Source organism: Streptomyces sp. NPDC015032 (assembly GCF_043080425.1).
Taxonomy (GTDB): Bacteria; Actinomycetota; Actinomycetes; order Streptomycetales; family Streptomycetaceae; genus Streptomyces.
Window position 1 is genome coordinate 32,373 of the sequence record NZ_JBIBVN010000050.1, and the last position, 15,024, is coordinate 47,396.

Sequence of the window (15,024 nt, forward strand, 5' to 3'; positions counted from 1 at the left end):
GCAGAACTGCCAGAGCCGGGAGGCCGCCGATGTTGCTCGCGGGGAAGACCGTCATCGTGTCCGGGGTGGGCGCCGGGCTCGGGCACCAGGTCGCGGCAACGGTCGTACGGGACGGCGGCAACGCGGTGCTCGGGGCGCGCACCGCGGCACATCTCGCCAAGTCGGCCGCGGAGATCGATCCGGAGGGCCGGCGTACCGCCCATCTGGCCACCGACATCACGGACGAGGCACGGTGCGAGGCGCTCGCCGCGCTGGCGCTGGAGCGGTTCGGGAGGATCGACGCGGTGGTCCATGTCGCCGCCTGGGACAGCTACTTCGGCGGAATCGAGGACGCCGACTTCGCCACCTGGCAGTCGGTCGTCGACGTCAATCTGCTCGGCACGCTACGGATGACCCGCGCCTGCCTGCCCGGCCTCAAGGAACGGGGCGGCTCGGTGGTCGTCATCGGTACGCAGTCCTCGGTGGCCGCACCGTCCCAGGTGCAGCAGGCGGCGTACGCGGCGTCGAAGGGGGCACTCACCTCGGCGATGTACTCCATGGCGCGGGAGTTCGGCCCGCACCGGATCCGGGTGAACACGGTGCTGCCCGGCTGGATGTGGGGGCCGCCGGTGCAGGCGTACGTACAGCTCACCGCGCACACCGAGGGCGTACCCGAGGCCGAGGTGCTCGGCAGGCTCACCGAGCGCATGGCACTTCCGGACCTGGCCACGGACGGCGATGTGGCCGAGGCCGTCGCGTTCCTGGCCTCGGACCGGGCGCGGGCGATCACCGGTCAGTCCCTGCTGGTGAACGCCGGCGAGCTGATGCGGTAGGACCGCCTCGCGGAGCCACTTCCCCTCGCCTCCCCCCTCGCTCCCCCCCTCACCTCCCCCTCTCCGGCCGCGCGGGACCCGCATCCCGTGCGGCCCTTCCGTGCTCCTCGCATCCCTCCGCGCTCCTCGCATCCTTCCGTGCCCCTCGGATGCCTCCGGCGCTCCTCGGGTGCTTCCGGTGCTCTGCACAGCCTGACGAAGTGCCCGCTCATCGTGTGACCGCCGCCATGTTCGCGACAACGCTCACGCAGGTCAAGAACAAGCAAATTCGTTCTACTTGCTGATCGGCGTTCACATCTCTGATCGCGAAAACCTTGACCGAGGGGATGGACAGGCGGTTCAATCCCCGAAGTCCCCACTCCCGCACGGGGCACCGCTGAACGGCCGTACCGACGAAGTGCGTACCCGTTCACAAGGCGGACCCCAGGAGGGGGCACATGAACAGTCTCGACTGGGTCGTGCTCATCGGCTACTTCGGCGTGGTGATCGCGATCGGGCTCTGGTCCCACAAGCGTGTGGACAACGTCGGCGACTTCTTCACGGCCGGCGGCAGGATGCCGTGGTGGCTGTCCGGCATCTCGCACCACATGTCCGGCTACAGCGCGGTGATGTTCACCGGTTACGCCGGTATCGCGTACCAGTACGGCGTCACCTCCTTCGTCACCTGGTCGCTGCCGATCGCCATCGGCATCGGCATCGGCGCCCAGCTCTTCGCACCCCGGCTCAACCGGCTGCGCTCACGGCTGCATGTCGCGTCCCCGCTCGAATATCTGAAGAACCGCTACAACATCCCGACCCAGCAGGCGCTCGCCTGGTCCGGTCTGCTGCTGAAGATCGTGGACGTCGGTGCCAAGTGGGCGGCCATCGCCACCCTCCTCTCCGTCTTCACCGGTATCTCGATCACCCAGGGCATTTTCATCACCGGCTGCATCACCGCCGTCTACTGCACGGTCGGCGGGTTGTGGGCGGACGCGCTCACAGAGCTGGGACAGTTCGTCATCCAGCTCTTCGCCGGGGTGGCGATGCTCGTCACCGCCATGGCGAAGCTCGACGGCTTCAGCACCCTGTGGACGGTCTGGGACAAGCTGCCCGAGGGCCACACCGACCCGACGGCCGGCCCGTACACCGTGACCTTCCTGCTGGCGTACCTCTTCATCAAGACCTTCGAGTACAACGGCGGCATGTGGAACCAGGCCCAGCGCTACATGGCCACGGAGTCCGCCGCCGCGGCGAAGCGCTCGGCCCGGCTCTCGGCCGTGCTGTGGCTGGTCTGGCCGACCGTCCTGTTCTTCCCGATGTGGTGCGCCCCGCTGTTGGTCCACGCACAGAAGCCGGACGCCTCGGACAGCTACGCCCTGATGACCGAACAGCTGCTGCCGCACGGTCTGCTGGGCCTGGTCGTCGTGGGCTTCTTCTCGCACACGATGGCCATGTGCTCCTCGGACGCCAACGCCATCTCGGCGGTCTTCACCCGCGACATCGCGCCCATCCTCTCGAAGGCGGCGCGCGACTGGGGCAGCCGGGCCGGGCTGCTGGCCGCACGGCTGTCCACCCTCGGCTTCCTCGCCCTGTCGATGGCGCTGGCCACCCAGATCAACTCACCGACGTTCAAAGACATCATCTCCGTCGTCATCAAGTGGGTCGCCGGCCTGATGGGCCCGATCGCGATCCCGTTCATGCTCGGCCTGCTGCGCAGCTTCCGCAGGTCCGGACCGACGGCGGCGCTGACCAGCTGGGCGGCGGGCCTGCTGGCGTTCTACTTCACCAACTACGACTTCGACGGTTCGGTGAAGACGGACGTCGCGCTGCAGTACCAGGTGGCGCTGCCGCTGGCGATCTCGCTGGTCCTCTACGTCGTGATCGGCTTCATCAAGCCGGAGGACACCCCGGAGCGCGACGCGGTCATCGAGAAGATCAACACGGACGGGGACGGGGACGGCGGCTCGGATACCGGGGCGACGGTTCCGGCCCAGGCCGGCCCCGGGGACACCGCAGTCGCGGGGGGTGCGAAGGACTGACGCCCACGGCTGTACGAGGAGGGGCGGGGTACGGATTGCGGCGGCCCGGTACCCCGCCCTTTCCGTCTTCCTGCCCCCACTGTCCCCCTGCGGCGAGGGCTCAGCCGCGCGGATAGCGGGCCAGCCAGCCCGGCGCGGCGGCCGACGGGCTGTGCAGAGCCGGGCCCTGGGTCATCTCCATCGCGAAGTCGTCGGCGAGTTCGAGGAGAGTGGCCCGGCCCTCCAGCTCCGCCAGCCAGGCCGGGGGCAGCGCGGTCTCGCCGTGCAGCGCGCCGAGCAGCCCCCCGCACAGGGCCGCGGTGGCCGCGGAGGGCCCGCCGTGATTCACGGCCAGCCGCAGCCCGTGCCGTATGTCCTCGCTGACGAGGGCGCAGTACACGGCGACGGCCAGGACCTCCTCGGCCGCCCCCGTGGCGCCCAGCGACTCGATCAGGGCGGGTCCCGGGATGCCCTGGCGCACGGTGCCGAGGGCCTGCTTAAGCGCCTCGGTGACCGGTTCGTGCCCCGGGCGCTCGGCGAGCAGGGCCAGGGCGTGCTGGACGGAACCGTCCAGGGTCTCGCTGCGGGCCAGCCCGTGCACGATGAGGGCCAGGGCGCCCGCGGCGAGCAGCGCGGCGGGGTGGCCGTGGGTCTGGGCGGCGCATTCGACAGCGAGTTGGAGGACGAGCTGGGGCTCCCAGCCGACGAGCAGCCCGAACGGCGCGGACCGGGTGAGGGCCGCCGAGTCCCGTGCGGTGGGGTTCTTGGGCTGGTCGAGGGTGCCCATGACGGCGTCCCCGAACCCGGTAAGGCATTCCCGGGTGGGTGCGCGGCGGTCGTAGAGCCACTCCTGCTGAGCGAGCCAGCCGTTGTCCTTGCGTCGCTCGTCGGGCCCCCAGTCGTGCTGGGTGGCCGCCCAGCGGAGATGGGCCCGGTGCACATCGGTGGGCGGGTGCCAGGCGCCGGTGTCGCGCCGGACCTGTGCGCGGATCAGCCCGTCGACGGTGAACATACTGAGCTGGGTGACGGCGGTGACGGTGCCGCGCCCGCCGTGCGCGGGCACGAAGTCGGTGACGGCGTCGACACCGTGGGCGGCCCGGATCTCTTCGAGCGTCAGCCCGTCGACCCCCGCCCCGAGCGCGTCACCGATGGCCCCGCCCAGCAGAGCGCCACGCACCCGGCTGCGGAAGTCCTGCTGCTCTGCACGGCCCCAGACACCTGTGGTCCCTGTGCTCACCGTGCCCCTCCCCCGTCGACCGCCCGCAGCCTGCGACTGCGCAGCACTGTAATCGAACGGGGACCGTCGGTTGAAGGTACGGAATCAAGTACACGTGGGTATGTGGACGGACGTCCCGCAGGTCGTTTTTGACCGGTCGGGGACGGGTCAGGGACGTCCCACACCCCCACCTTCTCGCCGACAACGTCACCCACACACCCGGAGACTGGCTGCACATCCCGGCCCTGTGCCTCATGCAGGGCGAATCGGCGTCGCAGGGGCTCGCACGCGATGTGCTGGCACTCCCGGGGGTGTTCGTCGACCCGCTCGACCAGGCGGCAGCGGCCACCGTCGGCGGAATGGTGCGTGATGGCTGGGGAGGGCCGGACGTGTGTCATGCGCTGTACGTGGCAACGCCTCACCAGGAGAGCGGCGGCATGTCGATCATCCTGACCGGACGCGAAGACGACTATCCCCCCGGCATCCTGACCGTAGACATCGACTCCCCCGGCATGGTCGGCCTCCACTGAACCTCGGCGGGCACGAACCTCCACGACTCCACCCCAGCCACCCGGCCACGACGAGCACCTCCCGTGGCGACGCTCAGCCGCGCAGACGTCCGCCCCGGCTACGGGCCACGACAAGCACCTCCCGCAGCGATGCGATGGCCTGGGTGAGGGCGAACCGCAGGGCGAGCTCCCCCGCCGCCTCGTCCGCCAGTACGGCTGCGGCTCCGGCAGCCACGTCCTCGCCGCAGTCGAGTTGATCGGCCTCCATCTCGTCGGCCAGCCGCGAGAGCCTGCTGCCGGGGTCATCGGTGCTGAGGTAGCAGGGCCTGCCCTCGGGGGACGTCCAGGGGAGGAGGCGGAGGCTCTCTTCGGTCATGTCGGCTCCTTGCGGCGGAGGTTGGGCGGGGGCGGGAAAGGAAGGAACACCACAGGAGGGTGGTGATCACCGTTCGTGCCCTCATGGTCACGCCCGTCGGCCTACGCTCGGCAGAGGCGCGCAATTGCCCGCGAAGGGGACAACAGGGAGGGGCTGACATGGCTGAACTCGGCGAAGAGGATGAGGAGTCGGGGCGGGCGGCGCTGGGGCGCGCGTTGCGCTATCTCCGGGAGAAGTCAGGAAGATCGCTCGGCCAACTCGCCGAGGAGACACGGTACGACAAGAGCTATCTGTACCGGCTGGAGATGGGCCAGCGGCTCTCGAAGCTCGCCGTTATGGAGGATCTGGACCGGCACTACGAGTCCGGGGGGCTGCTGGTTCAGCTGTGGAAGGTGGCCCGGAGGGAGGTCTTCAAGGACAAGTACAAGGAGTTCATGCGGCTGGAGAATCTGGCCCGCATCATGTGGATGTACCAACTGGCCGTGCCAGGGCTGCTCCAGACCGAGGAGTACGCACGCGAGATGTTGTCGGCCTCCCCGGCGGCGAACGGCAACGCGGAGTGGGTCGAGGAACAGGTCGCTGCGCGCCTCGGCCGTCAGGAGATATTGCACCGCAGTCCGGCTCCACAAGTGCGGGTGATCCTTGACGAGGTGGCTCTTCGGCGTCAGGCCACAGACCCGAAGGTCTGGGCGGACCAACTGACCCATCTGATCGAGGTTGCAGAGCTCCCGTCCGTCACCCTGCAAGTACTCCCCTTCAGCGCGGGCATACATGGGCTGATGGGCAGCCACCTCTGGCTGCTGTGGGCACCGGATGGCAGTTCCGTTGCCTACGTCGAGGGCAACGAATTCGGTGAGTTGATCGAAGATCCTGACAAGGTTGCGGACTATCGGCTGTCCTACGATCGAGTCCGAGATCTGGCGCTGTCCCCGTCGGACTCGCTGGCGTTTATCCGGGGCGTCTTGGAGGAGCACCGATCATGAAGCGTACGCCTGACCTCTCCACCGCAGCCTGGCGCAAGTCGAGCTTCAGCGATGGCGGCGGCACGAACTGCGTCGAGGTCGCCGACAACTACCCCGGCCTCGTCCCCGTACGCGACAGCAAGACCCCCACCGGCCCCGCACTCGTCATCACCGCCACCGCCTGGACCGCCTTCGTGGGGTTCGTCGCCGGGCGCTGATCCCTGCCCCCCACGCCACCCGCCCCGGACACCCGCGCGGGGCGGGGCCTGCCGGGTGCGGTGCGGAGTTCACCGCGGGAGGGCCGTTGCAGGGCTTCAGACCACGAGGGACTCCCCAACGGCTATCAGGTCGCGGGCGAGCGACGGCGCGCCCGCGACCAGAACCGATGAGCCCGGCGTGAACTCCCGCCCGGCCGCCCCCAGCACGGCCTGAGCGGCACGGTGCAGGGTGTGCGGCTGGTTCACGCGGAGGCCAGCGGCAACTCGGCGATCTTCTCCGCGTGGGCACCGTATTCACCCATCACGTAGAAACTGAGCCGGTCGAAGGTCCACTCCTCGGGGACATGAATGCGCTCGGGCGCGGTCCGAACCAGTTCCAGGGCTGTGTCCTCTTCTGTCCGGCCCAGCGTGATGTGAGGTGCGTAGGCATCGCCGGTGTAGCGGTACCCGTACTGCGCGAAACTCGCCCACTCGGCCTCCGTGAACCTCGACGTATCCTTCGACGTGTCGAATGCCTCGCGGTCGAGGTGGGGTGCCAGACGGTCCACCACGGTTTCCTGCAGCTTCTGGAGAAGCACCGGCCTTTCGACGGACATGAACAGCCAGCCGGTCGACTGGTGAACGATGCCGGCGGACGCAAGAGACAGTTCGTCGGGCAGGCTCACCGACGCACTGATCCTGGCCAGCTCCCGCTCCGGTTCGAGGGAGTCGGCGAAGGGCCCCTGGAATACCGTCAGATGAGGCAGGTTGCCCTCCTCGCTCAGCAGAGGCCGCAGGGGACGGTCGCCTCCCAGGTTCTTCTGCAGCCGGATCGCCGAGCGCGTGTGGTCCGCGCACGGAAGCAGCGCGACACCAAGCCACCTGGCCATGGATGAGCTCCTATCTTCGTGATCACATGCAACGCCGCGTCGAGCCCTCTGCGCAGACATGCCGGCGGCGGCTCACCGAACAGCCGTCCTGCGATGACTCCCGCATTGAAGGCGTCACCGCCCCCGGTCCGGTCCACCGGCTCCACGGTCGTGGTCGGTTCGTGGACCACCGTGCCGGAAGCGGCGGCCCACAGCGCGCCGGTCGTAACCGGCACGAAGACTCGCCGCGAGGCTCAACGCGAGCACGCCCAGGAAGGTGACGAGGGGCACGGTCCACGCCCCCGTCGCCGTGTGGAGCAGCGACGCGGTCGCCGGGCCCGTGGCGGCCACGAGGTATCCGCCGGTCTGCGCCACCGCGGACAGGGCCGCCACGTGGTCGTGGTCCTTGCCACGTTTGACGTAGAGGACTCCGGCCAGCGCCTGGCCGCCGCCGAGGCCGGTCCCGAGCACCAGCGCCCAGACGGCGGGCGCGGATGCGGGTGCGGTCAGCAGGCCCACGTAACCGGCCGCGCAGGTCAGAATGACCGCGACGATGTGCGGACGCTGATCGGTGCGTGCGGCCGCCAGCACCGGGGCGGTGAAGCCGCCGACGGCGACGCCGACGATGAACAGCGACTGCATGTTCCCGGCCGCCGCCCCGGAGACACCGGCGTCGACGAGGATCGCGGGCAGCCAGGCGAGCGTGGTGTAGAAGAGCAGCGTCTGGAAGCCGAAGAACCCGACCAGGCTCCAGGCCAGCGGCGTGCGCAGGACTCCACCGGCCGGGCCCCGCTGCCCTGCCGTGGCCCTCCGGGCCTCCGGCCTCTCCTGCGTCGTCCGTGCAGTGTCGACCGGCCGGGAGCCGGCGGCCCCCCGCAGCTGCGGTGCGATACCGGCCGCCGCGAGGGCCGCGGGTATCACCGCAAGGCCGATCGCGGTTTCCCACGAGTGCCCGCTCGCCTGCCACACCGGCACCATCAGCGCCGCGACCAGCGCCGAACCGGCGCCCATGGACAGGGCGTAGACGCCCATCATGACGCCGACCCGGCGGTGGGCGAAGCGGCTGCGGACGAAGACCGGTATCAGTACGTTCACGACCGCCGTGGCGATGCTGACGAGCACCGTGCCGACGAACAGGCCGGGCAGTCCCAGCATCCGGACGACCGCCCCGGCGAGCAGCAGGACACTGGCCGCGAACAGGCCGCGCTCCTCCCCGAACCGGCGCCGGACCAGTGAGGCGAGCGGGGCGAACGCGCCCATGCAGAGCGGTGGCAGCAGACCGAGCACGGTGACGGTCCCGGTCCCGAAGCCCGCCACGGGCGCGAGCGGGCCGAGCTGCCCGAACGCCACCCGGGTGTTCAGGCTGAGCAGGACGAAGCCGGTCACCAGGATCACGGCCGAGGCCGTTCCGCCGGGCGGGGCGTCGGCGGTGCGTGCGGGGGCCTGGGCGACGGGAACGGGAGCGGGAGCGGACACGGGAGCCTTCCGGTGGCGGGGCGATGCGACCCTGTCACCTTTCACGCTCAAGTAAGCTTGAGCGCAAGTGCCTGCGGAGGTGACCGTGAAGGACCTGTACTCGATCAGCGAGGTCGCCGAGGCCTTCGGGCTGACGGTCCCGGCCCTGCGGTTCTACGAGGAACGCGGGCTCCTCCGGCACAGCGAGCGCCGGGGACGCGTTCGCTACTACAGCCGCGAGGACCTCGCCCGGCTCGCCTACGCTCAGCTCTGGCACGACGACGGCATGCTGACCCTCGCGGAGACGAGCGCGATCGTCGGCAGCGAGAAGGTCGAGGACCGCCTCGGGCTCATCACCGCCCAGCGGGACGCGATGCTTCAGCGGATCGAGAAGCTGAACCATGCCGTGGCGGTCCTCAGCCATATGCTCGGCTGCCGCACCGACGATGCCCTGGCCTGCCCGATGACCGGCGAATACATCCGGGGCCGGGTCGACGCCGCGCTGAACAGCACGCCACACGTCACGGACTTCTTCCTGCCGGACGAGCCGGGTGAGCCGGGTGAGCTGGGTGAGCCGGATGAGCCGCACGAATCGCCTGAATCGTCTGAATCACACGAGCCGCATGAGTCACACGACTCATACGAGCCGCACGAGTCATACGAGCCCCACAAGCCCCACAAGCCCCACGAGATGGACCAGCCGGACGAGTGCCGGGGAGCCCGCCCGGAAGGCTCCGCTGAACCTTCCTAGGCGGCCTCCCGGCCCGCCCGGCGCACCGGCAGCTTCCGGAGCGCGGGCCCCCGGCCCGCCCTGCGGATCAGCGGCACAGAGCGGTGTCCACGGTCTTCTGCACCCGCTGCGCGGCTGCCTCGTCGGCCGGCAGGGTGGTCACCGCGACACTGACGGCGCGGCCGTCGTCGGTGGTACCGCCTCGGGTCTCGTATCCCGGGATGTCGCCGCCGTGGCCCCAGTACACACCGCCGCACGACAGCGGCACGCTCGCCAGACCCAGTCCGTAGCCGGCGCCGGTGCCGAGGTCGTCGGCGGGGACGGTGGTGCGCATCTCGGCGAGCTGAGCCGCCGGGAGGAGCCGGCCCCCGAGGAGCGCGGCGTGGAACCGGTTGAGGTCGGTGTTGGTGGAGACCATCGCGCCTGCCGCCCAGCCCCAGGAGGGGTCCATTTCCGTGTAGTCGCGCAGCGGTCCGTCCGCCGAATCCCTGAAGTAGCCCTTGGGGTGGGGCTCGTGGATGGTCATGTCGCCGGGGGCGGGGAAGTACGTGTGGCGCAGTCCGGCGCGGTCGATGACGCGCCGGGTGATCTCCTCGCCCACGGGACGGCCCGTGATCTTCTGGATGATCAGGCCTGCCAGCAGGTAGTTCGTGTTGCTGTACTCCCATTTCGTGCCCGGGGGGAAGTCGGCCTTCTGCTTGAGGGCGATGTCGAGAAGTTCGCGGGGTTCGGTGTAACGGTGCTGAAGGTTGGCGATGTCCATATGATTGGTGTAATTGGGAAGTCCGCTGGTGTGCTGGAGCAGTTGGCGGACGGTGATGCGGCGTCCGTCTATCCCGTCCCCGCGTACGAGACCCGGCAGATAGGTGTCGATCGCGGTGTCGAGGCCGACCTTCCCCTCACCCACCAGCTGCAGCATGACCACCGCGGTGAACGTCTTGGTGTTGCTGCCGATCCGCACCTGACCGTCCTTGGGCACCTTCGAGCCGGTGGCCAGGTCGCCGACCCCCGCGGTGTAGGTACGGGTACGGCCATCGCGGCCCTTGACGCTCGCCAGCGCGGCAGGCATGCCGTCGCTGCGCACCAGCGCGTTCAGGCTCTGCTGGACGGTGTCCGGCCTGGTCGTCGCGGATGCCGACGGAGGCGCCAGCACACCCACCGTCATGGCACCGGCGGCCACCGCGACCGACACCACCCTGCGCCGAACACTCTGCTTCCCGGTGCGAGAACGGAACTTCTGCCACGTCTGCTCGTGCACGAAACAACTCCTGCAAAATCGAGGGGAATTGGCTGTGTGTGCACGGCCCAGCATCTCCGAGTGCGGCCGCCCGAAGTGATCCCGCTACCCGCCCACTTCCGGGTAGGGCTATCCCCCGGTGCGCTCGCCCGACGCGGCGGGGGAGCGGGAGGGCGTCCCACATCCGGTGCTCCGTACAGCATGTACGCAGACACGGCGGGCCCCGGCGTCGCCGACGGGCCGGCCGTGCCTTCGGAAGTGGTCCGCATCGAGCGGCGTCCCGGCCGGGCCGGCGGCATCCGGCTCAGTCCGGCAGCACGGGCAGCAGCTGCGGCAGGTGGCCGTCGGACGCGGCGGCCGCCGCCACCCGTTCCTGCGGCACCTCGCCGTAGAGCGTCGTACGCGGGCGGGCCGGGCGACCGGCCAGGTCGGCGATGGCGACGAGGTCCTGGATCGACCGGTAGGAGCCGTAACTCGACCCCGCCATACGGGAGATGGTCTCCTCCATCAGGGTGCCGCCCAGGTCGTTGGCGCCCGAGCGCAGCATCTCGGCGGCGCCCTCCGCGCCGAGCTTCACCCAGCTGGTCTGGATGTTGGTGATGTGCGGGTGGAGCAGCAGCCGGGCCATGGCGGTGACGGCCCGGTTGTCGCGGTCGGTCGGGCCGGGGCGGGCGATGCCCGCCAGGTAGACCGGGGCGTTGGTGTGGATGAACGGGAGGGTGACGAACTCCGTGAAGCCGCCCGTCTCCTGCTGGAGGCCGGCCAGCGTCCGCAGGTGGCCGAGCCAGTGGCGGGGCTGGTCGACGTGTCCGTACATCATCGTGGAGGAGGAGCGCAGGCCCACCTCGTGGGCGGTCCTGATGACCTCCAGCCAGGTCGCCGTGGGCAGTTTGCCCTTGGTGAGGACCCAGCGGACCTCGTCGTCCAGGATCTCGGCCGCCGTGCCGGGGATCGAGCCGAGCCCGGCCTCCTTCGCGGCGATCAGCCAGTCGCGGATCGACATGCCGGTACGGGTCGCCCCGTTGACGACCTCCATCGGCGAGAAGGCGTGTACGTGTATGCCGGGAGCGCGTTCCCGCACCGCCCGTGCGATGTCGAAGTACGCGGTGCCGGGCAGGTCCGGGTGGATGCCGCCCTGCATGCAGACCTCGACCGCGCCGACGTCCCATGCCTGCGCGGCCCGGTCCGCGACCTGGTCCAGGGAGAGGGTGTACGCGTCGGCGTCGGTGCGCCGCTGGGCGAAGGCGCAGAAACGGCAGCCCGTGTAGCAGACGTTGGTGAAGTTGATGTTCCTGGTGACGATGTAGGTGACGTCGTCGCCGACCACGTCACGGCGCAGGGTGTCCGCGATCCGGCACAATTCGTCGAGCGCCGGGCCGTCCGCGTGGAGCAGGGCGAGCGCCTGATCATCGGTGAGCCTCGTCGGGTCGTCGGCGGCCTGGCCGAGCGCGGACCTGACGTCCGTGTCGATCCTGGACGGCACCATGCCGGGTGCCGCTGCCTCGCGCAGCGCCTCCCAGTCCCCGTACACCTCGTCGAAGTCCTCGCGGCGGTCGCCGGTACGGCCCTCCGTGTCGATGGTGCGGTGCAGGTCGGTGCGGCCGGTGGCGCCGAACTCCTCGTCGGGCTCCTGCCAGGGCAGGCCGGACGGAACCGCTCCTTCCCGGGCCAGCCCCGTCTCCGGGTCGGCGAGGGCGCGGACGTGCGGGAGGAGGCGGGGGTCGAGCCAGGGCTCACCGCGCCGGATGAACTCCGGGTAGATGGTGAGGCGTTCGCGGAGGGTGAAGCCCGTCTCGGCGGTCTTCGACGCCAGTTCGTCGATGTGGGGCCAGGGGCGTTCGGGGTTCACATGGTCGGGGGTGAGCGGGGAGACGCCGCCCCAGTCGTCGATGCCTGCGCCGATGAGCAGCGCGTACTCGGCGTCGACGAGATTCGGCGGCGCCTGGATGCGGGCGGACGGGCCGAGGATGTGCCGGGCGACGGCGATGGCCGCGGCCAGCTCCTCCAGTTCGGCGTCCGGCATGCCGCGCATCGCGGTGTCCGGCTTGGCGCGGAAGTTCTGGACGATGACTTCCTGGATGCCGTGATAGGCGCGGGCGGTCTTGCGCAGCTCGAACAGGGAGTCGGCGCGCTCCTCGTACGATTCGCCGATGCCGATCAGAATGCCGGTGGTGAACGGGACGTTGGAGCGGCCCGCGTCTTCGAGGACGCGGAGGCGTACGGCCGGTTCCTTGTCCGGGGAGCCGTGGTGCGGGCCGCCCGGCTCGGACCACAGGCGGGTGGCCGTGGTCTCCAGCATCATGCCCATGGAGGGCGCGACGGGCTTGAGCCGCTGGAGATCGGTCCAGCTCAGGACGCCCGGGTTGAGGTGCGGCAGCAGACCGGTCTCCTCCAGGACACGGATCGCCATGGCACGCACGTACGCGAGCGTGTCGTCGTATCCCTCGGCCGCCAGCCATTCCCGCGCCTCGGGCCAGCGGTCCTCGGGCCGGTCGCCCAGCGTGAACAGCGCTTCCTTGCAGCCCATGGCCGCGCCCTCTCGGGCGATGGCCAGCACCTCGTCGGGCGACAGGAACATCCCGTGGCCCGCACGCCGGAGCTTGCCGGGGACGGTGACAAAGGTGCAGTAGTGGCATTTGTCACGGCAGAGCCGGGTCAGCGGGATGAAGACCTTGCGGGAGTACGTGATGACTCCCGGCCGACCGGCGGCTTCGAGACCGGCGTCACGGACCCGGGCGGCCGAGGCGGCGAGATCCGTCAGATCGTCGCCCCGCGCCTGGAGCAGAACGGCGGCCTCGGTCACGTCGAGGGCGACACCGTCGCGGGCCCGCTTGAGGGCGCGCCGCATGGAATTGGTGGTCGGGCGTCCGCGCTGAGGATCGGTCATGAACCCGAGCATACGAGCGAGGCCCGTACCCCGGACCAGGGCATCTGGCCTGGAGCCCGAACAGCTCCGGCGGGCCCGAGCCGTCTGCGTACCGGGGCTGAGCTGCGTCAGGCGGCCGAGGAGCGCCCGCCCGCTCCGATCCCACCCGGACCGCCGCCTTCGTGCGCGGTGAAGGAGAACGCCGAGGTGTCGCCGTCCAGATCAATGGTGAGTGAAGCGTCCAGAGCCTTGGCCAGGCGCGTCAGGAGAGCCAGGGTCGGGACAGAGTCGCCGCCCTCGATATGGGAAATCTGCGGCTGCGTCATCCCTGCGCGACGGGCAACCTCGGCCTGCGACAACCCGAGTTCGGTCCGTCGGTCATAGACAGCCTGCCCCAGCGCAAAGGCGTACCCGGCCTCGACGTAGGTAGGCGACTCCTCGACTGCCTCCCCCAGAAGCTTTCTGGTCTGCCGTGTCTTCCACTGGGAGTGATCCACGACTATGCCTCCTCGCTCCGGTCGTATGTGTGCGCGGCCGCACCATGATCCGCCTCGCACACCTTTTGGGCCAGCTGAGCGCGCTCGACCTCGGCAGTCTCACGCTGTTTGGTCTTCCGGAACACCGTCAGCAGCACGATTCGCTTCTCGGGGGCGAGCCAGTAGGTGATGCGCACCGCGCTGCCGTCCATGATGAAGCGCAACTCACGCACCTTGCCACCAAGGTGCCTGGCGTAGGGCTCGCCCAGAGTTGTGGGCTTCGCCGCGAGCATGTCCGCTGCCCGTTCAGCCTTGTCGTACTGAGCATCAGCAAGCAGCGCCAGCCACTGCCGAACCTCGGGCTCGATCTCGATTCGCCAAGGTGGTTCCACGCGAACAACTATACAGAAATTTATATAGGCGGGATTCCATCCGATTTCTCGCCACGTCGGCCGATGCTCACGGCCCCGCGTCCGGTTCAGCCCACGCCGCCTCGCCGACCACCCTGGCCGGTCGAGACTGCCGTGTGGCGGCCCAGCCAGGCGGGGTGGCCCGTGCGGATCACCGCGCAGCGGGTCGACGTCGGCATGAACGACACCACACACGGCTTGACCCTCACGTTGCGTGAGGCCGGAAGGTGGGGTGCATGAGCGACCATTACAACGCGTTCGAGATGAGTCCCGTACCCACTCCCGGCCCGGATGCGGTTCCGCCGGAGCTGTTCCGTGGCATCTATGGAATGCCCGCTTTCGTGACGATCCCCACGACCGATCTGGCGGCGTCGGTGGACTTCTGGATTCGTGGGCTCGGGTTCTTCGAGCTGTTCAGCATCCCCGGCAGGCTTGTGCATCTGCGCCGGTGGGCGTTCCAGGACGTACTCCTCGTCCGGGCGGCGAGCGTTCCGGAGCAGGCGCCGGCGATGAGCCTCAGTTTCTCGTGCGTGCTCAGCCAGGTCGATTCCCTTGTGGAGGCCTGTCGTGCGCTGCGCCCGGACTCGGTCGACGGTCCGCGGGACACTCCCTGGAACACCCGCGATGTGGAGGTGGTCACCCCCGAGAACGCACGGATCGTTCTCACTGCGGCGAAGCCCTTTGATCCGGCCAGTCAGGAGGCGCGGAACCTTGAGGCCATCGGGATCACCCCGTTATGTTTTTCGCGGTCCTGCAAGAGGGCCGCTGGCCTCCGGGCCCGGCATGACTGTTGCCCCCTGTCGAACGGATGACCTGGGGGGGGTGGTGTCACCGGGCCCGGGAGGTGCCGTCGGAGACGCTGATGAGAGGTCCGGCCACCGCCTGGTCCGGTGCAACGCCGGACAGCTCGCG

General features: G+C 69.7%; 17 protein-coding genes. 7 read left to right on the forward strand and 10 right to left on the reverse strand.

Annotation, left to right across the window (positions count from 1 at the left end; translation table 11 throughout):
• Positions 1-29 precede the first annotated feature (29 nt).
• A complete protein-coding gene (locus ACF08M_RS37210) occupies positions 30-812 on the forward strand; it encodes an SDR family oxidoreductase (protein WP_392189726.1) in 783 nt (260 codons plus the stop codon).
• 437 nt (positions 813-1,249) lie between these two features.
• Complete coding sequence (locus tag ACF08M_RS37215) at positions 1,250-2,830, forward strand: sodium:solute symporter family protein (protein WP_392189727.1); 1,581 nt, start codon at positions 1,250-1,252, stop codon at positions 2,828-2,830.
• A gap of 100 nt (positions 2,831-2,930) precedes the next feature.
• On the opposite strand, the gene ACF08M_RS37220 is transcribed toward ACF08M_RS37215, so the two are convergent.
• Positions 2,931-4,046, reverse strand: a complete 1,116-nt coding sequence (locus tag ACF08M_RS37220; RefSeq protein ID WP_392189728.1) for an ADP-ribosylglycohydrolase family protein — start codon at positions 4,044-4,046, stop codon at positions 2,931-2,933.
• Between the two features lie 233 nt (positions 4,047-4,279).
• Between ACF08M_RS37220 and ACF08M_RS37225 the strand changes: the two genes are divergently transcribed.
• Positions 4,280-4,555 carry a hypothetical protein gene (locus ACF08M_RS37225; RefSeq protein WP_392189729.1) on the forward strand — a complete coding sequence of 92 codons (276 nt, stop codon included), beginning with the start codon at positions 4,280-4,282 and terminating at the stop codon, positions 4,553-4,555.
• Between the two features lie 73 nt (positions 4,556-4,628).
• On the opposite strand, the gene ACF08M_RS37230 is transcribed toward ACF08M_RS37225, so the two are convergent.
• Positions 4,629-4,910, reverse strand: coding sequence for a sulfatase (locus ACF08M_RS37230; RefSeq protein WP_392189730.1), 282 nt, complete (start codon positions 4,908-4,910; stop codon positions 4,629-4,631).
• A gap of 158 nt (positions 4,911-5,068) precedes the next feature.
• Between ACF08M_RS37230 and ACF08M_RS37235 the strand changes: the two genes are divergently transcribed.
• Together ACF08M_RS37235 and ACF08M_RS37240 are read left to right on the forward strand one after the other, a co-directional pair.
• A complete protein-coding gene (locus ACF08M_RS37235) occupies positions 5,069-5,893 on the forward strand; it encodes a helix-turn-helix domain-containing protein (protein WP_392189731.1) in 825 nt (274 codons plus the stop codon).
• Positions 5,890-6,090: a DUF397 domain-containing protein gene (locus ACF08M_RS37240; RefSeq protein WP_392189732.1), complete on the forward strand. Its 201-nt coding sequence runs from the start codon at positions 5,890-5,892 to the stop codon at positions 6,088-6,090. Before ACF08M_RS37235 ends, ACF08M_RS37240 begins: the two co-directional genes overlap by 4 nt.
• Positions 6,091-6,186: 96 nt before the next feature.
• On the opposite strand, the gene ACF08M_RS37245 is transcribed toward ACF08M_RS37240, so the two are convergent.
• From ACF08M_RS37245 to ACF08M_RS37260, 4 genes are read right to left on the reverse strand one after another with little or no spacing between them, the layout of a single operon-like run.
• Entirely contained in the window at positions 6,187-6,336 is a 150-nt protein-coding gene (locus ACF08M_RS37245) for a hypothetical protein (RefSeq protein WP_392189733.1), read from the reverse strand.
• A complete protein-coding gene (locus ACF08M_RS37250; RefSeq protein WP_392189734.1) occupies positions 6,333-6,959 on the reverse strand; it encodes a 2'-5' RNA ligase family protein in 627 nt (208 codons plus the stop codon). The genes ACF08M_RS37245 and ACF08M_RS37250 overlap by 4 nt, the downstream gene beginning before the upstream one ends.
• Positions 6,851-7,174 carry a PfkB family carbohydrate kinase gene (locus ACF08M_RS37255; RefSeq protein ID WP_392189735.1) on the reverse strand — a complete coding sequence of 108 codons (324 nt, stop codon included), beginning with the start codon at positions 7,172-7,174 and terminating at the stop codon, positions 6,851-6,853. Before ACF08M_RS37255 ends, ACF08M_RS37250 begins: the two co-directional genes overlap by 109 nt.
• A complete protein-coding gene (locus ACF08M_RS37260; RefSeq protein ID WP_392189736.1) occupies positions 7,074-8,414 on the reverse strand; it encodes an MFS transporter in 1,341 nt (446 codons plus the stop codon). Before ACF08M_RS37260 ends, ACF08M_RS37255 begins: the two co-directional genes overlap by 101 nt.
• 67 nt (positions 8,415-8,481) lie before the next feature.
• On the opposite strand from ACF08M_RS37260, the gene ACF08M_RS37265 reads away from it, so the two are divergent.
• Positions 8,482-9,144, forward strand: coding sequence for a MerR family transcriptional regulator (locus ACF08M_RS37265; RefSeq protein WP_392189737.1), 663 nt, complete (start codon positions 8,482-8,484; stop codon positions 9,142-9,144).
• A gap of 67 nt (positions 9,145-9,211) precedes the next feature.
• Here ACF08M_RS37265 and ACF08M_RS37270 read toward each other — a convergent pair whose 3' ends face one another.
• The 4 genes from ACF08M_RS37270 to ACF08M_RS37285 all read right to left on the reverse strand — a co-directional run bounded on the left by ACF08M_RS37270 (position 9,212) and on the right by ACF08M_RS37285 (position 14,094).
• Complete coding sequence (locus ACF08M_RS37270) at positions 9,212-10,381, reverse strand: serine hydrolase domain-containing protein (RefSeq protein WP_392189738.1); 1,170 nt, start codon at positions 10,379-10,381, stop codon at positions 9,212-9,214.
• Between the two features lie 283 nt (positions 10,382-10,664).
• The gene (locus ACF08M_RS37275; RefSeq protein ID WP_392189739.1) at positions 10,665-13,247 is read right to left on the reverse strand and encodes a bifunctional FO biosynthesis protein CofGH; all 2,583 of its coding nucleotides are present in this window, start codon (positions 13,245-13,247) and stop codon (positions 10,665-10,667) included.
• Positions 13,248-13,354: 107 nt separating this feature from the next.
• Positions 13,355-13,723 (reverse strand): helix-turn-helix domain-containing protein, encoded by a 369-nt coding sequence (locus ACF08M_RS37280; RefSeq protein WP_392189740.1) that lies wholly within the window; start codon positions 13,721-13,723, stop codon positions 13,355-13,357.
• A gap of 2 nt (positions 13,724-13,725) precedes the next feature.
• Positions 13,726-14,094 (reverse strand): type II toxin-antitoxin system RelE/ParE family toxin, encoded by a 369-nt coding sequence (locus ACF08M_RS37285; RefSeq protein WP_392189741.1) that lies wholly within the window; start codon positions 14,092-14,094, stop codon positions 13,726-13,728.
• Positions 14,095-14,348: 254 nt separating this feature from the next.
• On the opposite strand from ACF08M_RS37285, the gene ACF08M_RS37290 reads away from it, so the two are divergent.
• Complete coding sequence (locus tag ACF08M_RS37290) at positions 14,349-14,924, forward strand: VOC family protein (RefSeq protein WP_392189742.1); 576 nt, start codon at positions 14,349-14,351, stop codon at positions 14,922-14,924.
• Positions 14,925-15,024: the final 100 nt, after the last annotated feature.